The following is a 21,905-nucleotide window of genomic DNA, read 5'->3' as shown; positions in this document are numbered from 1 at the left end:
CTTCTCGGGTGTAAGCGGTGTCATGACAGGCTTTCCAGATAGGGATGCATGACATATTCTACACCCGACAGATCGCAGCATAGTGCCATAGATCGGCATGGATCGCCTTGCGCTGGCGCAGACCGTCGCGCACCGCTTCAACGGCAACGTCGAGGCCAACCCGGCTGCGATATTTGAAGCAATCGACGATAGTTTTTTGCAGGATCGTAGATCGGTACCCTGATGCCTTCGATATGAGCGGTCATTCGTCCACTTCAAAAGCTTCGCCCGATGCATGCAATGCTTCGATGCCGAAAGGAAGCGTCTTTGGAATCCGCGCCTTTTGATGGAGCCACCAATCCATCTTGGCCATCTGTGTCTGTTTCTGGCGTCGTAACGACACTGCCGCGCAGAACAAAATAGCGGGAGTTTGTGGATCAAGGCCCACGGCGATTCTCATGCCGCGGGTGGAGAACCCGCATGACCCCTACCAAATTGCTGATCGGCCAGATCATCATCGTTTTTTCTATCGTGATTGCGGGCATTTGGTTCGCGACGGAGTGGGCGGCGTGGAAGCTCGCCTGGCAACCGGAACTGGGCAGCCCATGGTTCATCATCGGCAACTGGCCGGTCTATCGGCCCTGGTCGATCTTTCCGTGGTGGTATCATTTCAATGCCTATGCGCCGCATATTTTCGCGCGCGCCGGAGAGATCGCGGGCGCGAGCGGCTTTGTCGGCTGTGGTGCCGCCATTTTCGGTTCATTGTGGCGCGCGCGGCAGGCGCGCAACGTCACCACCTATGGCTCGGCGCGCTGGGCCACGCACAAGGATATCGCGCGCGCCGGTCTTCACCGCGATGCAGGTGTGTTCCTGGGGCGCTCAGAGGGCGCCTATCTTCGCCATGACGGCCCCGAACATGTCATGGCGTTCGCGCCCACGCGGAGCGGCAAGGGGGTGGGCCTCGTCGTGCCGACGCTGCTCGGCTGGACCGGATCGGCGGTCATCCACGACATCAAGGGCGAGAACTGGCAGTTGACTGCTGGCTGGCGGCAGCGCTTCTCCCATTGCCTGCTGTTCAACCCGACCGATCCTCATTCGGCACAATATAACCCGCTGCTCGAAGTCCGGCGCGGCGAACATGAAGTGCGCGACGTTCAGAACATCGCCGATATTCTCGTGGATCCCGAAGGCGCGCTCGAACGCCGCAACCACTGGGAGAAAACCTCCCACTCGCTGCTGGTCGGCGCGATCCTGCATGTCCTTTATGCCGAGGAAGAGAAAACCCTGGCGCGTGTCGCCACGTTCCTTTCCGATCCGCAGCGCCCGTTCACAGCGACATTGAGGCGGATGATGACCACCAACCATCTGGGGACGCAGCAAGCGCCGAAGGTCCATCCGGTGGTTGCGAGCGCGGCACGCGAGGTCTTGAACAAGAGCGAGAACGAACGTTCAGGCGTGCTCTCGACCGCGATGTCGTTCCTCGGCCTTTACCGCGATCCCACAGTTGCACATGTGACATCGCGCTGCGACTGGCGCATCGCCGATCTGATCGAGTCCAAACAGCCGGTCTCGCTCTATCTGGTGGTGCCGCCGTCCGACATCAGCCGCACCAAGCCGCTCATTCGCCTGATCCTCAACCAGATCGGACGCCGTCTGACCGAGCACCTGCATGCCGAAGGGAACATCGGTCGCCACAAGCTGCTGTTGATGCTCGACGAGTTTCCGGCACTGGGTCGCCTCGACTTTTTCGAAAACGCCCTCGCTTTCATGGCAGGCTATGGCATTCGCGCGTTCCTGATTGCGCAGTCGCTCAATCAGATCGAGAAAGCCTATGGCGAGCATAACGCCATTCTCGACAACTGCCATGTGCGCGTGGCGTTCGCGACCAATGACGAACGGACGGCGAAACGCATATCGGATGCGCTGGGCACCGCTACCGAACAGCGCGCGATGCGCAACTATGCCGGGCACAGGCTTGCGCCCTGGCTCGCCCATGTGATGGTGAGCCGCCAGGAGACGGCGCGCGCGCTCCTGACGCCTGGCGAAGTGATGCAGTTGCCGCCATCAGATGAGCTGGTGATGGTATCGGGGCAGGCGCCAGTCCGCGCGAAGAAACTGCGCTATTATGAGGATCGCACCTTCATGGCGCGCATCCTGCCGCCGCCTGCGCCCAGCGATGGTCTGTATGCTGATCGGCCACCGCAGCGGCCAAACGACTGGGGCGGCTTTGCCCGCCTGCCCGACGCGCGTCTCGCTGGCAGGCAAGCCGACACCGATGAAGCGGAACTGGTTGATGAAGGCGGCCTGCAACAGCAACGCCACCCCGGCCTGCCGCAGGAACAGCATCTCGCCGTCACCGAACCCGGAGCCCCCGATCCGCTCGGACTGGACGAGGGCGAGGGTGACAGCGCTGCCGATGCGCGGATAATGGAGCAGGCCCGTTCGGCAAGTGTCGCGCGCACCACTTATGGCCTTGACGTCAGCGCATCGCCCGCGTCCGACCTGCTGCCGGGCTTTTGATCATGGCACGGATCCGGCATCAGTTCATGCTCGATGGCGCCTTGAGCCGCCGACTGGACGAGCTGGCCGCGCGTCCCGGCGCGACCAAGTCGGCGATCGTCGCCGACGCGGTTGCAGCCTGGCTCAACCGGCGCGGAGGAAACGAGCTCGACGACCGCTTCGGTCACCGGCTCGACCGGCTGACGACGATGCTGGGCAGGATCGAACGCAACACACATATCCTCATCGAAACTCTGGCGCTGTTCGTCCGCTACGAACTCGCGATCCATGCGCCGCTGGCCGACAACGATCATGCGGGCCGCGCGATTGCGCGCGAACGCTTCAGCGCCTTCGTCGCGCAAGTCAGCCGCCAGATGGCGAGCGGTCGCCGCACGCTGGGACAGGAGGACGAGCAGTGAACGGCTCAACTGCTGCGGGCGAACACCCAACGGATACGTCGGCTGAACGCGGGCATGCCATGCTGCGCACCGCGATGGGTCCCGACATCGCGGCGGCACTGGCCGATAGTCTCGTTATCGAGATCATGGTCAATCCGGATGGCGTCCTTTGGCTCGATCGCCTCGGCGAAGGGCGGCGTAATACTGGCGTCAGGCTCGATGCGCCTCAAGTCGAGCGCATCATTCGTCTGGTCGCCAGCCATGTTCGCAGTGAAGCCACAGCTGAGCAGCCTATCGTCTCGGCCGAGCTGCCGCGACAGGGCAGCAGCGCCGGTGAGCGCTTTGAGGGCATCTTGCCCCCGGTTGCGCAAGGTCCCTGCTTCTCAATCCGCAAGGCCGCCGCGCGCATCTATACGCTCGCCGATTATGTGGAGAGCGGCATTCTCTCGATCTGGTCGGCGGAGTTGCTGTCGTGCGGTGTGGCCGATCGTAGCAACATCTTGATCGCCGGCGGCACCAGTTCGGGCAAAACCACGCTCGCCAATGCGCTTCTGGCTGAGATGGCGCAACGCGACGAACGCGTGATCCTGATCGAGGATACCCGCGAGCTGCAATGTGCCGCGCCCGATGTGGTGGCATTGAGAACACGTGCTGGTACTGCGGGTGGGACCGGTTCCGTCACCATGGCCGATCTCGTGCGTTCGACGCTCCGGCTGCGACCCGACCGGATCATCGTCGGCGAGGTGCGGGGCGCAGAAGCGCTCGATATGCTGAAAGCATGGAACACCGGCCATCCCGGCGGGATCGCGACCGTCCATGCCAATTCGGCGCTGTCCGCGCTCTATCGGATCGAGCAGCTTTGCCAGGAGGCTGTGACGAACGTACCGCGACCGCTCATCGCCGACGCGATTGACCTCATTGTTTTTATTGCCGGGCGCGGCCTTGCCCGCCGGGTTGAGACGATCGCGCGCGTTGCCGGGCTCGACGCGCACGGCGGCTATCAGCTCATCGACATTACCCCACCAGACCCAACCCCAAGCTGAAGGAGACTGAATATGCGTCTGCGCGCCCTCATATTATCCAACCTGCGTACCTTAACTGTTACCAGTGCCATCATCAGTGTTGGCATAGCCGGCCCCGCTCACGCCACCGGCACCGGCATGCCGTGGGAAGCGCCGCTCCAGTCGATCCTCTCATCGGTGGAAGGGCCGGTCGCCAAGATCATCGCGGTGATCATCATCATCACGACCGGGCTGACGCTGGCATTCGGCGAGACGGCAGGCGGGTTCCGGCGGTTGATCCAGATTGTCTTCGGCCTCTCGATCGCATTTGCCGCCTCGTCCTTCTTCCTGAGCTTCTTCAGCTTTGGCGGCGGAGCGCTGATTGGATGAGCGAGAAATCCCCCATAGACAATGGCCATATTGCCGGCTTCGAGGTTCCCATTCATGGGAGCCTCGGTAGCCCGATCCTGATGGGCGGCGCACCGCGCGGGCTCGCCATCGTCAACGGCACGTGCGCGGCCGCGATCGGTCTTGGGCTCCAGCAATGGATCCCCGGCATCATCGTCTGGGCGGTCGGACATAGTATCGCCGTTTTTGCCGCGCGGCGCGATCCCGCCTTCGCCTCCGTGCTCATCCGTCATCTCAGACAGCGGAGCTATCTTACATGCTGAACTTGCGCGAATATCGCCACAAGGCCGATCGCCTGGCCGACCATCTGCCCTGGGCGGCGCTGGTCGCGGACGGCGTCATTCTCAACAAGGATGGCAGCTTCCAGCGCAGCTTCGCCTTTCGTGGTCCCGATCTCGAAAGCGCGACCGAGGCCGAACTGGTCTCGGCCAGTGCGCGCGCCAATAATGTGCTCAAACGCTTAGGGACGGGCTGGGCCTTGTTCTTCGAGGCCGAACGGCGCGAAGCACTGGGCTATCCTGACAGCAGTTTTCCCGATGCAGCGAGCTGGCTCGTCGATCGCGAACGCGCTGCACGGTTCGAAGCCGAAGGGGCGCATTATGAAAGCCGCTATTATCTGACCCTGGTCTGGCTTCCTGCCGCCGACAGCATGGACGCGGCCGGACGTTCGCTCGTTGATCGACCGGACGCGAATGCCGGTTCCGTTCGCGGTCGTGACTGGCGCGGGGCCCTTGCCAATTTTGTCGCCGAAACGGACAGGACGTTGGATCTCTTCGCCACCTTCATGCCCGAGATACGCGCGCTCTCCTCGGCCGAAATGCTTGCCTATCTGCATGGCACGATTTCCAACCGGCATCACCCGGTGGCCGTCCCCGATACACCGATCTATCTGGACGGCCTGCTTGGCGATACTCCGCTCACCGGCGGGCTCGAACCGATGCTGGGTACACGGCATCTGCGCACGCTTACGGTCTGCGGTTTCCCCAATATGAGCCGACCAGCAATATTGGATGCCTTGAACGAGGCTGATTTCCCCTATCGCTGGGTTACGCGCTTCATCGCGCTCGACAAGGCGGATGCGACCAGGCTGCTCACCAAATTGCGCCGCCAATGGTTCAACAAGCGAAAATCGGTGACTGCACTCTTGCGCGAGGTCATGTATAATAGCCCCGCGCAATTGCTCGATTCAGATGCCGACAACAAGGTCGCTGATGCCGATCTCGCGCTGCAGGCGCTGGGCGGTGATCATGTAACCTTCGGATATTTGACGACCACGATAACGGTGGCGGATGAGGATCGGGCCAGGCTCGAGGACAGGATCCGGGCCATTGAGCGGATCACCGGCGGGCTGGGTTTTGTCACGATCCGCGAGGGCGTCAACGCGGTCGAGGCGTGGTTGTCGTCGCTCCCCGGTCAGACTTACGCCAATGTCCGCCAGCCCATCGTTCATACGCTCAACCTTGCGCATCTGATGCCATTGTCGAGCGTGTGGGCGGGACAGGATGGCAATGCGCATCTCGCCAAAATCACCAAGACGAAATGCCCGCCGCTGCTCGTAGTACAAACCGCCGGATCAACGCCGTTTAGGCTCTCCACCCATGTCGGCGATGTTGGCCATATGATGGTGGTCGGTCCAACGGGCGCCGGTAAATCGGTGCTGCTGAGCCTGATCGCACTCCAGTTCCGGCGCTACGCACGTGCGCAGGTCATTATCTTCGATATGGGGTTTTCTGCGCGCGCGGCGGTGCTGGCAATGGGCGGCAGCCATCATTCGCTGGGGCCGCAGCCCGAACATGGCGAGAATGGGGGGCTGAGCTTCCAGCCCTTGCGCAACATCGATGACGATGCCGAGCGTGGGTGGGCCGCCGATTGGGTCACTGCCCTGCTGGCGCATGAAAAAATCACGGTGACACCTGAGCTCAAGGACAAGATCTGGCTGGCGCTGTGCAGCCTTGCCACGGCGCCGGTCGAACAACGGACATTGACCGGGCTCCAGTTGCTGCTCCAGTCCAATACCCTGAGAACCGCGCTCGCGCCCTACACGCTCGACGGCGCCTATGGCGGTTTGCTCGATGCGGCGGACGAACATCTCGCCGAGGCGCAGGTGCAGTGCTTCGAAACCGAGGCGCTGATGCTGCGAAAGGGCATCGTCGCACCGGTTCTCACCTATCTGTTCCACCGGATCGAACGGCGCTTCGATGGGCGTCCGACGCTGCTCATTCTTGATGAAGCCTGGAGCCTGCTCGACGATCCGCTGTTTGCGGCACGCATCCGCGAGTGGCTGAAAACGCTCCGCAAGAAGAACGTCGCCGTGCTGTTCGCCACCCAGTCTCTGGCCGACATCACGACCAGCACGATTGCGCCTGCGATTGTCGAAAGCTGCCCGCAGCGCATCCTGCTGCCCAATGATCGCGCCATCGAACCGCTGAGCCGCGAAGCCTATGCGCGCTTCGGCCTTAATGACCGGCAGATAGAATTGATCAGCCGGGCCAGCCCCAAGCGCCATTATTATCTGCAATCGGCACGCGGCAACCGGTTGTTCGAGCTCGGCCTGGGGCCGATCGCGTTGGCGCTATGCGGGGCGTCCGATCCCGCCAGCCAGCAACAGATCGACGCAATCCTCTTCGAGCAGGGCGGCGATGATTTCGCGGCGAACTGGCTGCGATCCATCGATCTCGGCTGGGCCGCCGACCTGCTTGGCGATTTCCCTGCCCCGCAATCCCAGAAGAAGGAGCTTCACCCATGAAACGCACAATCCTGCCCGCCATGTTCGCGCTTGCAACATCTGTCTCACTGATCGCCGCCGTCATACTGCCCGTGGCACCGGCGCAGGCGATCATCGTGTTCGATCCCTCGAACTACAGCCAGAATATCCTCACCGCAGCCCGCACGCTCGCGCAGATCAACAACCAGATCCGCATGCTTCAGAATCAGGCGCAGAGCCTCATCAATGAGGCGAAGAATCTCACCACCATCAGCTTCCCCGAATTGCAGGCGCTGCGGCAGACCATCAGCCAAATCGATGCGCTGATGGCCCAGGCCAAGGGCATCCAGTTCCAGGTCGCGACCCTCGACCAGCAGTTTCGCGCGCAATTTCCTGCCGTTTTCAATCAGGCGCTTAATCTCAACGGTCAGGTGACGGCGGCGAAAGGCCGGTTCGATCTGTCGATGGAGGCCTATAAGCAGACCATGACGGTGCAGGCACAGGTGGTAGAGAACATTACCGCTGATGCCGTCAATCTGAATGGCATCGTTACACGCAGCCAAGGCGCGCAAGGGGCACTGCAGGTTGCCCAAGCCAGCAATCAGCTGCTCGCTCTCGTCGCCAAGCAACAGTTCCAGATCCAGCAGTTGATGGCGGCACAATATCGTGCCGATGCGATCGAACGCGCCAACCGCATCCAGCAGCACAGCGATGCGCAAGGCGCGACCGCCAAATTTCTCGGCTCCGGCAATGCTTACACCCCCTGATAGGCATGAGGATAGAGGGGGCCGGAACAGACGGCGCGCGGTTTTTGGGTATCCCCGCCGCGCTCGCAGCAGGGTTCGTTCGCCTTGCAGCGCCCCCGACAACCCCCGCAGCACCACGCGCTCAAGTTCAGGAAAACCGCTTTGAACAACCTCAACATCATCGATCAGTTCCTGGCTGCCTTCATTGCCTATATCGACAGCGGGTTCGGGCTATTGGGCGGTGATGTCAGCTTCCTCTCGCGCACCCTGATCGCGCTCGACATCACATTGGCGGGCCTGTTCTGGACGCTGGGCGGCGATGATCATGTGCTCGGGCGTTTTGTGCGCAAAATTCTCTATATCGGTGCCTTCGCGTTCATATTGAACAATTTCAATGTTCTTGCCGACATCATCTTCCGCTCCTTCGCACAGGCGGGTCTTACTGCAGGCGGCGGCACGATCACGGCTGCCGATCTCCTGAAACCCGGACGGTTGGCTGGCACCGGGTTTTCCGCCGCCTGGCCATTGCTGAATCAGGTAAACCAGTATCTCGGCTTCACCACTTTCTTCGATAATTTCCTGACCATCATCGTGCTGCTGATAGCGTGGCTGATCGTCATCCTCGCCTTCTTCATCCTTGCCGTGCAAATGTTCGTTTGCCTAATCGAGTTCAAGCTGACGAGCCTTGCAGGCTTTATTCTTGTGCCCTTCGCGCTCTGGAACCGGACCAGCTTCCTTGCCGAACGGGTGCTCGGCAATGTGGTGTCGTCCGGCATCAAGGTGATGGTTCTCGCCGTCATCGTCGGCATCGGTTCCAATTATTTCACGCAGTTCACTACGGCCCTGCAGGGGCAGCAGCCCGATATCGGTCAGGCGATGAGCCTGGTGCTCGCCAGCCTCGCGCTGTTCGGGCTCGGTATTTTCGGTCCCGGCATTGCATCGGGCCTCGTCGCGGGCGCGCCGCAGCTTGGCGCGGGTGCAGCGTTCGGCACAGCCCTGGGTGCGGGCGGCATCATATATCTCGGCGGCGCCAGCGCCATCGGCGCGGGGCGCGGCCTTGCCGCCGCCGGTCTCGGCGCGATCCGTGCCGGAACGGCGATGGGATCAGCGGCATCGACCGCCTACACGCTGGGCCAGGAAGCCGCCGGCTCGTCAAGCGTCAGTGCAGGCGTTGGCGGCCTCGCGAGCGCAGCCTCCGGGGCGGCAAACGCGGCGGGATCGCGCATGTCGGCGGCGTTGGGGCTGAGCGAAGCCGCTGCATCGGGCCGTAAGTTAGCGTTCGATGCGATGACCGGTCGTACCGCCACTGGAGCAGGTGAAGCTGAGGCCGGATCATCCGCCATGCCCGGCTGGGCGCGCGCGATGAAAGCGCAGGCGAGCAATCGTCATCACAGCCAGGCCGCCCTGCATGTGCTCGGCCAAGGGACAAGCGGCGGCCATGGCGCCAACCCCGATTTGCAGCAAAAGGAGGACTGATATGATCTTCAAACGCGCGGTCCAGCGCTATGGCATAACCCCGGAGCCTGAAACCCCTTACCAGCGCGCGGGCCAGCTCTGGGACGAGCGCATCGGCGCGGCCCGTGTACAGGCGAAGAATTGGCGTCTGATGGCATTCGGCTGTTTAGGATTGACCGCTGCCTTGTCGGGCGGACTGCTTTGGCAGTCGCTCCAGAGTCGGGTCGTCCCCTATGTGGTCGCGGTCGATCGCCTGGGCGAAGCGCGTGCGGTCGACCCTGCCGTCAAGGACTATCAGCCGACAGATCCCCAGATAGCCTGGTTTTTGAGCCACTTCATTCAACAGGTGCGATCGATCTCGCTCGACCCGGTGATAATGCGTGACGCCTGGCTTTCAGCCTATGACTTCACGACCAAGCGCGGCGCGCTCACTTTGAACGAGTATGCCCGCGCCACCGATCCGTTCGGCCAGCTGGGGACAAGGACCGTGTCGGTGCAGGTCACCAGCGTTGTGCGCGCATCCGCCACATCCTTTCAGGTCAAATGGGTCGAGACCGCCTATGAACGCGGCAATCAGGCGGGAACGTCGCACTGGACCGCGATCCTGACCGTGACGATGGCGCCCCCGTCTAACGCCGATACGCTCCGCAAAAATCCGCTTGGACTCTATGTCGATGCGATCGACTGGAGCCGCGAACTCGACCCCGCGAGCGCGGCGCCAGCGACAGCAACTGCAGCAGCGACCCTTCGCGCATCCGTTCCCGCTCCGTTGGTGGCCGCGGCCCCAGCGAGCAATTCAATCCCCACGATGGAGACCAATCCATGAGAACCTTACTTCTCGCAGCGACGACGCTCGTTTTCGCCCTGCCAGCATTGGCCCAAGGCGTTCCTGGCCCAAAAGCCCAACCACAAACCGCCGCCGTTGCCGCACCAGTGGCGCCCAACAGACCGCCAGTGACTCAAGATGTTGCGGCATCAGTCACTGATGTGCAACCGCATCCGATAAAGCTCAAGCGCCATCGCGCTCACCCGCCGTCGCTTGCCGAGCTGCGTGTGCGCGCCGCCAATCGCGCTGCAACGCTGGAGCCTGCGAGTGGCGGCTATCTCAACGCGGTTCAGGTCTACCCCTGGAGTGACGGCACCATCTATCATGTGTTTACGGCGCCGGGTCAGGTGACCGATATTGCATTGCAGCCGGGCGAAACATTGGGCGCGGTCGCCGCCGGTGACACCGTCCGATGGGTCGTCGGTGACACGTCCAGCGGTAGCGGTGAGGGGAAGCAGACCCATGTATTGGTGAAGCCGTTCACAGCCGGGCTCGCCACTAATATCATCATCACCACCGACCGGCGCACCTATCATCTCGCGCTCACCAGCACCGGGCATAGCGCCATGGCGGGGCTGTCATGGACCTATCCCCAGGATCAGCTTCTGGCATTGAAAGCGGCGGCCGAGCAAGCGCGCGCCGCAGCGCCGGTCGCCTCAGGTCTGGCGGTCGAGCAGCTTCATTTCGACTATGTGATCTCGGGCGACCGGCCGGCATGGCGACCCTTGCGCGCGTTCGATGATGGCCGACAGACATTCATCGAGTGCCCCGAGAGCTTAAGCGTCGTGGAAGCGCCGCCGTTGTTCCTGGTCGACGCGAAGGGCATAGCGAGTCTCGTCAATTACCGCGTGCAGGGTCGCTATTATGTAGTCGACCGATTGTTCGACACTGCAGAATTGCGCCTCGGCCTCAAGCATCAGGATATCGTGCGGATAACGCGCGGAAGCGAAAATCTCAAGCGGCGGAGGGGCGCATGAGCTACGTTGACATAAAAGCTGATGCCGCATCGGGGTCCGTCAAGCTCGACCCCGAAAGCCTCGCGATCCGTAGCCGCCCGCCGCGCGCGATCCGGTTCAAGCGCGGCGCAATCATCGCGATATCAGCCTGCCTGTCGGTCAGCCTGATGGCGGTGACCTGGATGGCGCTGAAACCGCGACTGTTTCAGCGCATCGACGAGGGCCAAGAACTCTCGCAGCCCAATGTGCGCCCCGCCAGTGACGCGCTCGCCGGCGCACCCGCCACCTATGGCGATGTCCCAAAACTCGGCCCACCGCTCCCTGGCGATCTCGGTGCACCGATTCTCGATCATCAGTTGGGACAGGTCAATTCTGGCAACACCGCAGACCGGCAGATCGAGCAATCTCAGGCTCAGGACCGTGAACAACGCTTCGCCGAACTGAAAGCCGCGCGTGAATCCGGCCTGCTGGTGCAGGGGCGGCAAACGAGTGGTAGTGACAACATCCCCTCGTTCGCGCCGTCGTCGGTGGCGAGCGCCGATCCGTCGCCAACCCCGAAACCGGCACTCGATCCTTCCAATAATCCCAATGCGCAAGGGCGCAAAGAAGCCTTTGTCGGCACGCTTGATCCCAGGGGCGACGTTAATCCGCACATGATGAGCCCGCCGCCATCTCCCTATACTCTGTCCGCAGGCAGTGTGATTGCCGCGAGTCTCATTACCGGTCTGCGTTCCGATCTGCCCGGCCTTGTCACCGCGCAGATCACCGAGAATATATATGACAGCGCGACGGGGCGCTTATTGCTGATCCCACAGGGATCGCGCCTGATCGGCAGTTATGACAGCGTGGTAGCGTTCGGGCAGAGCCGCGCGCTGATTGTCTGGCAGCGGATCATCATGCCCGATGGCAGCAGCTTGCGCATCGACAATGTGCCCGCCACCGACGCCTCCGGCTATGCAGGGTTGCAGGACAAGGTGGATTTTCACACATGGCGGCTTTTGAAGGGCATCGCGCTCTCGACCCTGCTTGGTGTCGGCTCGGAGCTGGCTCTCTCGGGGCAGAGTGACCTCATCCAGGCGATCCGCAGATCGAGCGAGGACAATGTCGCGCGTGCCAGCGACCAGATCACGCAGCGGAATTTGGGCGTCCAGCCGACGATCACCATCCGCCCCGGCGCGCCGGTCATGTTGGTCGTGCACAAGGATCTGGTGTTAACCCCCATCGGGAGCCACTGACATGGCTGGAATCAAGCTCGCCAAACTGCCCGACCGCACGCCGGTCAAACTGACGATCAGCCTGTCTCCTGACATGAAGCGCGCGCTCGACGATTACGCCGCGCTCTATGCCGAAACTTATGGCCATGAGGAACCGCTGGCGGAGCTGATCCCGCAAATGCTCGCTGCGTTTCTGGAAAGCGATCGCGTTTTTCAGAAGGCGCGCGGGACGCAAAGCCGTGAGAATGTGCGGTGACCTTCTCGTCGGACGATGCCGACCGGTTGATCCGGATCGGCGAGGTGAAGCGCCGGGTCGGTCTTGGGAAGACCATGATCTACCAGAAAATCAAGGAAGGCACCTTCCCGGAACCCTATAAGCTGTCGCCTTTCGCTGCCCGCTGGAGTGATCGTGAAATTACCGCCTGGATTGAAACCACGAAAAACAGCCTGGGAGGCAAGAGACATAAGATATGAGAATGGTGTGCGAAGAAGTCGGCGTCATCACCATATGGTCGGCGTGCCGACTTGCGCCCTATCCGGCACGCCACGAACTGGTCCGCTGGACGCGAACGAACCGGTCGGTCCTATGACTGCCGACCTGGCAGGCTTCAGCGGGGTCGCCGCCCTTCCTGCCACCGCACTTGATCCACCCCATAGTGTGGCTTCTCCTGCGGTCCCCGCGCTTGATGGGTCCGGGTCCCCAATCCAATAGAATTGATCCTCGGGGGTGCGTAACATTTGGAGGTGACATCATGGTGACAGCTCCAGTCGGCAAAGCCAGCTTTGATCTGTTGCACCAAATTTACGGCGAATGGCGCCTCGTCACTTGCATGACCATGGTCAGTGTCAGAAAAACGCAATCGCCGTGTCACGATTGCCGGATAGCTTGATGCGAATCCAAGAGCCTGGAGTAACGTAGGTGGGAGTAAAGCACTCCGACGGCAAACGTCCTTTCCAGGTGGAAACATCGATGCGGGCGGCTTCGTATGTACGCATGTCCACCGATCATCAACGCTATTCGACCGAAAACCAGGCTGACGCTATCAAGGTCTATGCCGAAAAGCATGGGATGGTCATTGTTCGTGAATATGCCGATGAAGGCAAAAGCGGTCTCAACATTGGCGGGCGCGATGCGTTTGGACGAATGATCGATGACGTTCGCAACGGTGTTGCCGATTTCGAAGTCATTATTGCTTATGATATTACCCGTTGGGGACGCTTTCAGGATGCCGATGAAAGTGCTTCCTACGAGTATATTTGCCGTCGTGCGGGTATTCCGGTCCTCTATTGTGCCGAGCCATTCGAAAACGACGGGACCCCGACCGCTACCATCATGAAAAATGTAAAGCGGGCGATGGCGGCGCTCTATAGCCGCGACCTGTCCAACAAAGTCTTTGTCGGACAGTGTCGCTTGATCGGGCTTGGCTATCGGCAAGGCGGTGCAGCAGGTTTCGGGTTACGCCGTCTGATGGTCGATGATCGTGGGGACCCCAAGGCCGAGTTGGCGGCTGGAGAACGCAAAAGCCTGCAAACAGATCGAGTTATTCTTGTGCCAGGACCGCCGGAAGAGCGAGCGGCGGTGGAGCGTATTTTCAGATCCTTCGTAGAGCTGGGCCGCAATGAACGCGAGATTGCCACCGCGCTCAATAGAGATGGCATTGTTACCGATCTGGGCAGGCCATGGACCCGTGGAACTGTCCATCAGATACTGACCAATGAAAAATATGTCGGTAACAACGTATTCAACAAGGTCTCGTTCAAACTGAAAGAACGACGGGTACGCAATCCGCCGGAAGAATGGGTTCGGGCCAAGGGTGCGTTCAAGCCATTGGTGGAGCAAAGCCTGTTTGAGCGCGCGGGAGCCATTATCGCTGCCCGGTCGCAGCGCCTGAGTGATGATGAAATGCTCGCCTTACTGCAAACATTGTTCGGCGAACTCGGAATGCTGTCCGGTCTGGTGATTGATGAGCAGGACGGCCTTCCGTCGAGTAGCGCTTATCGCAGTCGATTTGGCAGTTTGTTGAGGGTCTATGCTCTGGTGGGTTATCGCCCGCGACGCGACTACCGTTACGTTGAAATCAACCGCGCCTTGCGCCGCCTCTATCCGGCGATGGTTGGCGCGGTTCTCGATGGATTGGCGGCAGCAGGTGGATCCGTTCGACAGGTGCCTGACACGGACCTGATCTGGGTTAACGATGAATTTTCCGTATCGGTCGTCATCGCGCGCTGCAAACCGACGATTGCGGGTTCCTATCGATGGCGACTGCGCTTTGATACGGCCCTTTTGCCCGACGTTACAGTCGTGGTGCGCATGGACGTCCGAAACGAGCGGGCGTTGGACTATTATTTGCTGCCGCGTATCGACGTGTTGTCCGATCATGTTCGTTTGGCCGAGGATAACGGCTTGGCATTGGATGGGTATCGGTTTGCTGACCTCGATACTCTCTATTCACTGGCAACGCGGGTAACGATCCGGGAGGCGGCGTGATGGCCGAGGACAGCAGCGAGGATGTGGTGATGGTTCCACTGGATCGTGTGACAGTCCTCAATCCCCGCACCCGTGATCAGCGTCAGCACGCTGACATCGTTGAAAATATCAACACCATCGGATTGAAGCGACCAATCACCGTGCGGCAGCGCCAAGGCGCCGATGGTCTACCCTGTTATGACGTGATCTGTGGCGAGGGAAGATTGGAGGCCTTTCGTCAGCTCAAGCAAGAGCTCGTGCCGGTTATCATCCGCGATGCCTCCGAAGAAGATTGTCTGATCATGGGGCTGGTCGAGAATCTCGCGCGGCCTCACCATCGCCCGATTGACTTGATGGCGGAAATCGGAAGTCTGCAACAGCGCGGCTATAGTGATACTGAGATTGCGGCAAAAATTGGCGTAACCGTGTCATGGATCAATATGATCAGCCAGCTGCTCAGCAAAGGCGAGGAGAGGCTGGTATCCGCGGTAGAAACAGGGCTTATTCCGATTAGTCTGGCGACGGACATCGCTCGCTCAAGTGATGCCGAGATACAAAATGTACTGGCGGACGCGTATGAGCAGGGAAAAATCAGGGGCAAGAAGCTCGGTAAGATACGGCGGATGCTGGAACAGCGACAACTGCGCAGCAAGAGGTTGCCGGATGGCGGCTTAGGCGTGCGTAAAAAATCGCACAAACTGACACCGGATGAATTGCTGCGCCTCTATCAGCGCGAGGCTGAAAAGCAGCAACTGGTCGTCAAGCGTTCCGACTTCACGCGCAGTCGCCTGTCGTTCGTGGTGGAAGCCTTGCGCGACATGACGGCAGATGAGGGGTTCGTGACCTTGTTGCGTGCGGAAAATCTCAACACGCTGCCCAAATGGCTCGACGATAAACTATGCGAGCATCAGGTGGCCTCGTGGAGGTGACGCAGCCGCCGATCCGACTGGCGTTTGAGCGCAAATTGCTTCTTCTCTCGATAGACGGCCTGTTCCCGCTGAAGCCGCTGCGGGCAAAAGTCAAAGAAAGCAAAAAATATCTTCAGATATTGGCGTCGGTCCGGACCATTGGTGTCGTGGAGCCACCCGCTGTCATTCCCGACCCACAAAACGCCGGTAGTTATTTGTTGCTTGACGGCCATTTGCGGATCGAAGCTCTCAAGGAGCTCAGCATAACAGAGGTGTTGTGCCTGGTGGCTACCGAGGATGAGACATACACGTACAACAAGCGCACAAACCGCATGAGCGCAGCCCAGGAACATAAGATGGTTGTGCGCGCCATGGATCGGGGCGTTTCGGTTGATAAGATGGCGCGGGCGCTTGGTCTTGATCCCGCATCGATCCGCCGGCGATCCCGTCTGCTGGAGGGCATTTGCCCAGAGGCCGAGAACCTGTTGAAGGACACATCCTGTGCAATGGCAGTCTTTGATGTCTTGCGGATGATGAAACCTATACGCCAAATCGTCGCCGCCGAGATCATGACAGGGCAAGGCAATTATACGGCGGCGTTTGCCCGCACGATATTGGTAGCGACACCGGCCGACCAATTGGTTGCCCCGAGTGCTCCATCAAAAGCCAAAACCAATACAGTGGAACACATGGCGCGACTGGAAAAGGAGTTGATAGGCTTGCAGTCGCAGGTCAAGGCGGTTGAAGATAGCTATGGTATCGATAATCTGCATCTGACCGTCTCACAGGGATATCTCAGGAAGCTGCTGAGCAATGGACCCGTGGTACGGTGGCTGAGCCGGAACCGTCCTGAATATCTGGAACAGTTCCAGTCCATCGCTGAAATCACCGCTTTGCCGACAATTACGCCTGCCGACGCCTAGTTATGCTCAACGGAGAAAACCCTTTGTGATGATATTCTGGTCGACGTGTCTAACGTGTTTTCCTGCTACACAGGGGGCGATAATGTGTCCTAAAATTCCGGTTGCATATCGTCAAGATTGCACTCGTGGCAACCATCCTCACCCAGACGCATATCAAATATAACCATTTAATGAGCATATAGACAAATACCTTATACGACCATTATATACCTATACATGGATCGTCGTCATAACCCCTACGCCCCCGGCGCTGGCACGCCACCGCCACACGAACTGTTCGGCCGCGCAGAAATCATCGAAGAAATCGACATTGCGCTGGATCGCCTGCGGCTTGGACGGCCATCGCAGCATCATATGCTGGTGGGCCTGCGCGGCGTCGGCAAAACCGTGCTGCTCGACCATATCGAGCGCCGGTGTGAGGATCGGGGCTTTATCTGTTTGAAGCTCGAAGCGCCTGAAAGCCGCTCACTCCCCGCGCTGCTGGTTCCCGGCTTGCGCGCCGCGCTGTTGCAGCTTGACCGCGGGCAGGCGGCAATGTCGCTGGCAAAGCGCGCGCTGGGCGGCTTGCGGAACTTCGCCAGCGCCTTCAAGCTCAGCTATGGAGAACTGGAAGCCTCAATCTCGCCCGCCGCACCCGGCGTAGCCGATAGCGGCGATCTGGACTCCGATCTTTCCGACATATTGACGATGGTAGGCGAAGCGGCGGCTGAGCGGAAAACAGCCTTCATCCTGTTTATCGACGAACTGCAATATGTACCGGAAGCCGACTTGGGCGCACTGGTGACAGCGCTTCACCGTGTCAACCAGCGCAAGTATCCGTTGGGGATCGTCGGTGCGGGCCTTCCGCAACTCGTTGGCCTCTTCGGTCGGGCAAAGTCCTATGCCGAAAGGATGTTCCTGTTCAACGAAATCGGTCAGCTTGGCGAGGTGTTCGCCCGCGAAGCGGTCAGCGTCCCTGCGCGCGACGAAGGGGTGGCGTTCACCGAGGATGCCATTGATGCAATCCTTTCTGTCACCGAGCGCTATCCCTATTTCCTCCAGCAATGGGGTTTTCAGACGTGGAACGTGGCAGAACAGTCTCCGATCACCAAGGCAGACGTCGAAGCGGCAACGCCAGCAGCAATTGCCGCGCTCGATGCCAGTTTCTTCCGAATGCGCTTTGACCGGCTCACCCCCAAGGAACGCCAATATCTTCGCGCGATGGCCGCCCTTGGTGACGAACCTCAGCGTTCGGCTGATGTGGCAGCACGGTTGGCGCGATCAACCAACGCCGCTGGTCCCGCCCGCGATAGCCTGATTCGTAAGGGCATGATCTACAGCCCCGAACATAGCATCGTCGCATTCACCGTGCCGTTGTTCGGCGATTTTATGCGGCGAGCGATGGCTGAAGGCGGAGAGTAGGAGGCAACGGATGCTTGGGTGTCATCGCGCTGACATTCGGACTGCAAGAGGTACGTCTTCGAGGCTTCAGATGTGCGCAACCTGCACGATGAGCGCCTGTCGATCTGACGCAAAACCAGCACTGCTGGCCGCAACAGTTCGCAATAATCCACATTAAAAACCCGGATGCAGACCCGGACGCAACAGATTTTCTGACAATTTATCCAATGAAATCAATGGGTAGTGGCGGAGACGGAGGGATTCGAACCCTCGGTACCGGATTTACCAGTACGACGGTTTAGCAAACCGTTGGTTTCAGCCACTCACCCACGTCTCCGCACGCGTTGAGGACGGAATTTCCGTCCGGCAACTGCTGAGCGACGGGCTATAGCGAGCGCTCCGGTGGTTGGCAACGGTCCCTTTAAGGCCCCGTGCGTTTTCCTCACCGTGCATCAGGCAGGCCGGGCCGCGCTCCGCCGGTTCAGGCCGGTGCGCGGGTCCTCGCCTGGGGATAGCTGCCGAGCAGCCGCAGCCACTTCGTGTGGAAGCGCAATTCATCGAGCGCCCGGTCGACGGCCGGATCGCCGGGCATGCCTTCGATGTCGGCATAAAACTCGGTGGCGGAGAAGCTGGCGCCGCGTTGGTAGCTCTCCAGCTTGGTCATGTTGACGCCGTTGGTCGCGAATCCCCCCATCGCCTTGTAGAGAGCGGCGGGGATATTCTTCACCTCGAACAGGAAGGTGGTCATCGTCGCGACATCCGGTTGGGGCAACCGGGCCTCGCGCGCGAGAATCACGAAGCGGGTCATGTTGTCGTGGCTGTCCTCGATATCCCGCGCAGCGATGGTGAGGCCATAGAGTTCGGCGGCGAGCGCGGGCGCGATCGCGGCGGCACCGGTTTCGCGCGTTTCCGCGACAAGCGCGGCGGCGGCGGCGGTGTCCGCATAGACGACCGGGCGGATGTCATGCGCGCGCAGATATTTGCGACACTGGCCCAGCGCCTGCACATGGCTGATCGCGGTGGCAATCGGCGCCCCGCCGTTCGCCGTCATCAGGCAGTGATGAATCGGCAGGAAATATTCCGCGACGATCGACAGGCCGGATTCGGGCAGCAGGAAGTGCATGTCGGCAACCCGGCCGTGCAGCGAATTTTCGATCGGAATAATCGCCTGGTCGGCGCGTCCTTCCTTCACCGCGTCCAGCGCATCCTCGAACGAGAAACAGGGCAGCGGCAGGCTGTCCGCGCGCCAGCTCATCGCGGCCAGATGGGAATTGGCGCCGGGAGCGCCCTGAAACGCGACCGCACGCGCCGGATCGGCAAGCGCTTGCGCGCTCATCTGTTCGACGAGGGTTTGGGCGGGAAGAGGGTAATTTTCCATAGAATTGCGGCTCGGTCGGCGGGTGTGACACGGTTCTGGCGCCGCTTATGCGCTATGTGGCGCGGGCGCAAGCTTCGGCTTGCACCTTCGCGCTTGCGCCATTAAGGCAGCGCGAATATGGGGGGCGCAATTTTCTGCGGCGCCAACAGTCATTTCGGAGGATAGCGGACGCATGGACGATCGTTTCAATACCATTGCCGGCTGGACCTTGTTCGCCGGTATCGTCGCACTCGGCGGTGCGATCGTCAGCGGCAAGCTGTTCCATGACGAGCGCCCGGAAAAGATGGGCTATGTGATCGAGGGTGTCGAGGCCGAAGCGGGCGCGGGCGCGGAAGCCGGTCCTTCGCTCAATACGTTGCTGTCCAAGGCGGATGTCGCGGCCGGTGAGAAGGTATTCGCCAAGTGCGCGGCGTGCCACACCATTAACGCGGGCGGCGCGAATGGTATCGGTCCAAACCTGCACGAGATTGTGGGCGACGCGGTGGCGGCCGGCCGTGGCGGCTTTGCCTTCTCCGACGCGCTCAAGAAGAAGGGCGGCAAGTGGGATTTCGCGGCAATGGACGCGTGGTTGACGAGCCCGCGCGATTATGCGCCGGGGACGAAGATGACCTTTGCCGGTCTGGGCAACCCCGTCGACCGCGCCAACCTCATCGCCTATCTGAATACCCAAGGGTCGAACTTGCCGCTGCCAGCTGCTGACGCCGCTCCGGCTCCGGCGGGTGATGCGGCGGCTAACGCGACCGCTCCGGCAGACAATGCTGCCAATGCTGCGGCGCCTGCGGAACCCGCAGCCAAGTAATTTTCGAGGTGGAGAGGAGGGGCGGCGCCGCGCAGCGCCGCCCTTTTTTGTGTCCGTTCCGGTTAGGCGATCAGCCGGTCAGTCACATCCCGGCGCGGCGGCGTCGGCGTAAAAGGCCTCCACAGCATCCCATGCTTCCTGCGCTGTTTCGACCCAGGTGATCAGATGGACGTCGGTCGGCGCGATCACGCCCTCGTCGACCAGCGCGTCGAAATCGACCACGCGGTTCCAGAATTCCCGCCCGAACAGCAGGATCGGGATCGGCTTCATCTTGCCGGTCTGCACCAGCGTCAGCAGCTCGAAAAATTCGTCGAACGTGCCGAATCCGCCCGGGAAGATCGCCAGCGCGCGGGCACGCAGCAGAAAGTGCATCTTGCGCAGCGCGAAATAGTGAAACTGGAAGCTCAGCTCCGGCGTGACGTAGGGGTTGGGGCATTGCTCGTGCGGCAGTACGATGTTCATGCCGATGCTCTGCGCGCCGACATCGGCCGCGCCGCGATTGGCGGCCTCCATGATGGAAGGGCCACCGCCCGAGCACACGACGAAATGGCGGCATCCGGCCTCATTGGGCGGCACCTGTGCCGCGATCCGGGCAAGGGCGCGTGCTTCCTCATAATAGCGCGCTTTTTTGGCCAGGTTCTGGGCGATGCGTCGTTCCTGATCCGTGGTTGCGGCATCGATGCGCGCCTGCGCGTCTTCGGGGGAGGGGATACGCGCCGAGCCGTAGAACACGAAGGTCGACACGATCTGCGCTTCGTCCAGAAACACCTCCGGCTTCATCAGCTCCAGCTGGAAACGCACCGGGCGGAGATCCTCGCGCAGCAGGAAATCCTTGTCCTGAAACGCAAGACGGTAGGCGACGCTCTGCGTCTGCGGGACGGCGATATTGGTTTCGGCATCCTGCGCCTCTTGGGAGGCGGGGCGAAAGATCCGCTGTTCGACTTTCTTCTTGGCCATGGTGCGCCGCTAGCCTGTTTTTGTCAGGAACGGAAGCCGGGGAGGCGGGACGGGGTTAGCGGCAAATGCCGCCCGTGCCGCCCATGTCGAAATGCAGATGGTCATGATGGGCCGCGTTATAGTCGGGGCTGAGGACGGTGCGGAACCGCTTGCAGGCGCTGGCACGCACAGTGCGCAGGAAGCGCTGGCTGTCCGGGTCGCCGCGCCATCCGTCCTGCACCGTGATGCGTCGCCCGTCGGACAGCACGAATGCGGCGATATCGACGGCGTTGCTGCGGGCATGCTCCGACAGGCGACCGGATCCGGCGACCACACGGCAGTTATAGGTTCCGAAGGTTTCGATCCGCACCAGCTCCGCGCCGAGCAGGACGCGCGCGGCGGGTTGCACGCCATATTGGGTCCAGGCCGCGAAATTGGAGGCGAGCGGGCAGGTCATGGCGCCGAGGTTGGTCGTGGGCACGCCGACGTCGATCAGCTTTACCGCACCCAGCGCGTTGCATCCCCCACCGAAATTCTGGTCGGGCAGGGGCGTGTAGCGGGCGTTGATGCTCGCTAGCTTGGCGGTGCATTGGCGATAGGCTTCGCTGTCGTGGCGGATCACCGGCGCACGCGCGGGGCGGGACTTCACGCGCTGCGGCGCCTTGTGCGAAGAACGGCCAGCGGGGATCATGTCGCCCGCGCAGGCCGACAGCAGCGAGACGAGCGCGAGCGCCGCAATCCTTGCCCGGCACGAATCAAAAAGGGATAAGCCCGCCATCGCCGTCCACTGCGCCAGAACATGGTTAACAAAAGATTAAAAGTCGTCCGAAGCGCGGGGAGATGCGGCGAACGCCTTGCGGTTTTCGACAGGCGGAGCGGGCAGGTTGATTCACCGCATTTTTCGCTTCTCCAGCATTCGTCATTGACA

Annotated in this window: 22 protein-coding genes and 1 tRNA gene; 19 read left to right on the top strand and 4 right to left on the bottom strand. The window is 61.0% G+C overall.

What is annotated here, in order from left to right; all coding sequences use genetic code 11:
- Window positions 1–97: 97 nt before the first annotated feature.
- From FHS92_RS18590 to FHS92_RS15580, 18 genes are all read left to right on the top strand, one after another.
- The gene (locus tag FHS92_RS18590; RefSeq protein ID WP_281377832.1) at window positions 98–223 is read left to right on the top strand and encodes a hypothetical protein; all 126 of its coding nucleotides are present in this window, start codon (window positions 98–100) and stop codon (window positions 221–223) included.
- Between the two features lie 236 nt (window positions 224–459).
- Entirely contained in the window at window positions 460–2,499 is a 2,040-nt protein-coding gene (locus tag FHS92_RS15660) for a conjugal transfer protein TraG (RefSeq protein WP_184081676.1), read from the top strand.
- A gap of 2 nt (window positions 2,500–2,501) precedes the next feature.
- Window positions 2,502–2,897: a ribbon-helix-helix domain-containing protein gene (locus tag FHS92_RS15655; RefSeq protein WP_184081675.1), complete on the top strand. Its 396-nt coding sequence runs from the start codon at window positions 2,502–2,504 to the stop codon at window positions 2,895–2,897.
- Window positions 2,898–2,956: 59 nt separating this feature from the next.
- Window positions 2,957–3,919 carry a P-type conjugative transfer ATPase TrbB gene (gene trbB / locus FHS92_RS15650; protein ID WP_184081711.1) on the top strand — a complete coding sequence of 321 codons (963 nt, stop codon included), beginning with the start codon at window positions 2,957–2,959 and terminating at the stop codon, window positions 3,917–3,919.
- A 12-nt stretch (window positions 3,920–3,931) separates the two neighbouring features.
- Window positions 3,932–4,267 (top strand): TrbC/VirB2 family type IV secretion system protein, encoded by a 336-nt coding sequence (locus FHS92_RS15645; protein ID WP_184081674.1) that lies wholly within the window; start codon window positions 3,932–3,934, stop codon window positions 4,265–4,267.
- Window positions 4,264–4,548: a VirB3 family type IV secretion system protein gene (locus tag FHS92_RS15640; RefSeq protein WP_184081673.1), complete on the top strand. Its 285-nt coding sequence runs from the start codon at window positions 4,264–4,266 to the stop codon at window positions 4,546–4,548. The genes FHS92_RS15645 and FHS92_RS15640 overlap by 4 nt, the downstream gene beginning before the upstream one ends.
- Window positions 4,542–7,031: a conjugal transfer protein TrbE gene (trbE, locus tag FHS92_RS15635; protein ID WP_184081672.1), complete on the top strand. Its 2,490-nt coding sequence runs from the start codon at window positions 4,542–4,544 to the stop codon at window positions 7,029–7,031. The genes FHS92_RS15640 and trbE overlap by 7 nt, the downstream gene beginning before the upstream one ends.
- Window positions 7,028–7,756 (top strand): P-type conjugative transfer protein TrbJ, encoded by a 729-nt coding sequence (gene trbJ, locus FHS92_RS15630; RefSeq protein ID WP_184081671.1) that lies wholly within the window; start codon window positions 7,028–7,030, stop codon window positions 7,754–7,756. The genes trbE and trbJ overlap by 4 nt, the downstream gene beginning before the upstream one ends.
- 141 nt (window positions 7,757–7,897) lie before the next feature.
- Window positions 7,898–9,211: a P-type conjugative transfer protein TrbL gene (trbL, locus tag FHS92_RS15625; protein WP_184081670.1), complete on the top strand. Its 1,314-nt coding sequence runs from the start codon at window positions 7,898–7,900 to the stop codon at window positions 9,209–9,211.
- 1 nt (window position 9,212) lies between these two features.
- A complete protein-coding gene (gene trbF / locus FHS92_RS15620) occupies window positions 9,213–10,016 on the top strand; it encodes a conjugal transfer protein TrbF (RefSeq protein WP_184081669.1) in 804 nt (267 codons plus the stop codon).
- Complete coding sequence (gene trbG, locus FHS92_RS15615; protein WP_246352042.1) at window positions 10,013–10,993, top strand: P-type conjugative transfer protein TrbG; 981 nt, start codon at window positions 10,013–10,015, stop codon at window positions 10,991–10,993. The genes trbF and trbG overlap by 4 nt, the downstream gene beginning before the upstream one ends.
- A complete protein-coding gene (locus FHS92_RS15610) occupies window positions 10,990–12,207 on the top strand; it encodes a TraB/TrbI/VirB10 family type IV secretion system protein (protein WP_184081668.1) in 1,218 nt (405 codons plus the stop codon). Before trbG ends, FHS92_RS15610 begins: the two co-directional genes overlap by 4 nt.
- A 1-nt stretch (window position 12,208) precedes the next feature.
- The gene (locus tag FHS92_RS15605) at window positions 12,209–12,442 is read left to right on the top strand and encodes a DUF2274 domain-containing protein (RefSeq protein WP_184081667.1); all 234 of its coding nucleotides are present in this window, start codon (window positions 12,209–12,211) and stop codon (window positions 12,440–12,442) included.
- Window positions 12,439–12,660, top strand: a complete 222-nt coding sequence (locus FHS92_RS15600; protein ID WP_184081666.1) for an AlpA family phage regulatory protein — start codon at window positions 12,439–12,441, stop codon at window positions 12,658–12,660. The genes FHS92_RS15605 and FHS92_RS15600 overlap by 4 nt, the downstream gene beginning before the upstream one ends.
- 496 nt (window positions 12,661–13,156) lie before the next feature.
- On the top strand, window positions 13,157–14,674 hold the full coding sequence (locus tag FHS92_RS15595; RefSeq protein ID WP_184081709.1) for a recombinase family protein: 1,518 nt from the start codon (window positions 13,157–13,159) through the stop codon (window positions 14,672–14,674).
- The gene (locus FHS92_RS15590) at window positions 14,674–15,582 is read left to right on the top strand and encodes a plasmid partitioning protein RepB C-terminal domain-containing protein (protein WP_221231111.1); all 909 of its coding nucleotides are present in this window, start codon (window positions 14,674–14,676) and stop codon (window positions 15,580–15,582) included. Before FHS92_RS15595 ends, FHS92_RS15590 begins: the two co-directional genes overlap by 1 nt.
- Window positions 15,573–16,484 (top strand): plasmid partitioning protein RepB C-terminal domain-containing protein, encoded by a 912-nt coding sequence (locus FHS92_RS15585; protein ID WP_343056749.1) that lies wholly within the window; start codon window positions 15,573–15,575, stop codon window positions 16,482–16,484. Before FHS92_RS15590 ends, FHS92_RS15585 begins: the two co-directional genes overlap by 10 nt.
- Before the next feature lie 216 nt (window positions 16,485–16,700).
- Window positions 16,701–17,885 carry an ATP-binding protein gene (locus FHS92_RS15580; RefSeq protein ID WP_184081664.1) on the top strand — a complete coding sequence of 395 codons (1,185 nt, stop codon included), beginning with the start codon at window positions 16,701–16,703 and terminating at the stop codon, window positions 17,883–17,885.
- Window positions 17,886–18,108: 223 nt separating this feature from the next.
- Here the strand turns inward: FHS92_RS15580 and FHS92_RS15575 are convergent.
- Window positions 18,109–18,201: transfer RNA gene (locus tag FHS92_RS15575), tRNA-Ser, on the bottom strand.
- 144 nt (window positions 18,202–18,345) lie between these two features.
- The gene (locus FHS92_RS15570) at window positions 18,346–19,242 is read right to left on the bottom strand and encodes a prephenate dehydratase (protein WP_184081663.1); all 897 of its coding nucleotides are present in this window, start codon (window positions 19,240–19,242) and stop codon (window positions 18,346–18,348) included.
- Between the two features lie 172 nt (window positions 19,243–19,414).
- Between FHS92_RS15570 and FHS92_RS15565 the strand changes: the two genes are divergently transcribed.
- On the top strand, window positions 19,415–20,041 hold the full coding sequence (locus FHS92_RS15565) for a c-type cytochrome (protein WP_184081662.1): 627 nt from the start codon (window positions 19,415–19,417) through the stop codon (window positions 20,039–20,041).
- Between the two features lie 78 nt (window positions 20,042–20,119).
- Here FHS92_RS15565 and FHS92_RS15560 read toward each other — a convergent pair whose 3' ends face one another.
- Complete coding sequence (locus FHS92_RS15560) at window positions 20,120–20,998, bottom strand: LOG family protein (protein ID WP_184081661.1); 879 nt, start codon at window positions 20,996–20,998, stop codon at window positions 20,120–20,122.
- Window positions 20,999–21,053: 55 nt separating this feature from the next.
- The gene (locus FHS92_RS15555; protein ID WP_184081660.1) at window positions 21,054–21,755 is read right to left on the bottom strand and encodes an extensin-like domain-containing protein; all 702 of its coding nucleotides are present in this window, start codon (window positions 21,753–21,755) and stop codon (window positions 21,054–21,056) included.
- Window positions 21,756–21,905 lie beyond the last annotated feature (150 nt).

The organism is Sphingobium subterraneum, assembly GCF_014199435.1.
GTDB lineage: Bacteria > Pseudomonadota > Alphaproteobacteria > Sphingomonadales > Sphingomonadaceae > Sphingobium > Sphingobium subterraneum.
Note: the sequence above shows the minus strand (reverse complement) of the source record. Positions and strands in the feature narration are given on the sequence as shown.

Bases quoted from the DNA above. Each gene is read 5' to 3' on its own strand.
- trbG (WP_246352042.1), top strand. From the start codon at position 10,013: ATGAGAACCTTACTTCTCGCAGCGACGACGCTCGTTTTCGCCCTGCCA.
- FHS92_RS15595 (WP_184081709.1), top strand. From the start codon at position 13,157: ATGCGGGCGGCTTCGTATGTACGCATGTCCACCGATCATCAACGCTAT.
- FHS92_RS15565 (WP_184081662.1), top strand. From the start codon at position 19,415: ATGGACGATCGTTTCAATACCATTGCCGGCTGGACCTTGTTCGCCGGT.
- FHS92_RS15605 (WP_184081667.1), top strand. From the start codon at position 12,209: ATGGCTGGAATCAAGCTCGCCAAACTGCCCGACCGCACGCCGGTCAAA.
- trbB (WP_184081711.1), top strand. From the start codon at position 2,957: ATGCTGCGCACCGCGATGGGTCCCGACATCGCGGCGGCACTGGCCGAT.
- trbE (WP_184081672.1), top strand. From the start codon at position 4,542: ATGCTGAACTTGCGCGAATATCGCCACAAGGCCGATCGCCTGGCCGAC.
- trbJ (WP_184081671.1), top strand. From the start codon at position 7,028: ATGAAACGCACAATCCTGCCCGCCATGTTCGCGCTTGCAACATCTGTC.
- FHS92_RS15570 (WP_184081663.1), bottom strand. From the start codon at position 19,242: ATGGAAAATTACCCTCTTCCCGCCCAAACCCTCGTCGAACAGATGAGC.
- FHS92_RS15640 (WP_184081673.1), top strand. From the start codon at position 4,264: ATGAGCGAGAAATCCCCCATAGACAATGGCCATATTGCCGGCTTCGAG.
- FHS92_RS15580 (WP_184081664.1), top strand. From the start codon at position 16,701: ATGGATCGTCGTCATAACCCCTACGCCCCCGGCGCTGGCACGCCACCG.
- FHS92_RS15590 (WP_221231111.1), top strand. From the start codon at position 14,674: ATGGCCGAGGACAGCAGCGAGGATGTGGTGATGGTTCCACTGGATCGT.
- FHS92_RS15655 (WP_184081675.1), top strand. From the start codon at position 2,502: ATGGCACGGATCCGGCATCAGTTCATGCTCGATGGCGCCTTGAGCCGC.
- FHS92_RS15555 (WP_184081660.1), bottom strand. From the start codon at position 21,755: ATGGCGGGCTTATCCCTTTTTGATTCGTGCCGGGCAAGGATTGCGGCG.
- FHS92_RS15645 (WP_184081674.1), top strand. From the start codon at position 3,932: ATGCGTCTGCGCGCCCTCATATTATCCAACCTGCGTACCTTAACTGTT.
- trbF (WP_184081669.1), top strand. From the start codon at position 9,213: ATGATCTTCAAACGCGCGGTCCAGCGCTATGGCATAACCCCGGAGCCT.
- FHS92_RS15560 (WP_184081661.1), bottom strand. From the start codon at position 20,998: ATGGCCAAGAAGAAAGTCGAACAGCGGATCTTTCGCCCCGCCTCCCAA.
- FHS92_RS18590 (WP_281377832.1), top strand. From the start codon at position 98: ATGGATCGCCTTGCGCTGGCGCAGACCGTCGCGCACCGCTTCAACGGC.
- FHS92_RS15610 (WP_184081668.1), top strand. From the start codon at position 10,990: ATGAGCTACGTTGACATAAAAGCTGATGCCGCATCGGGGTCCGTCAAG.
- FHS92_RS15660 (WP_184081676.1), top strand. From the start codon at position 460: ATGACCCCTACCAAATTGCTGATCGGCCAGATCATCATCGTTTTTTCT.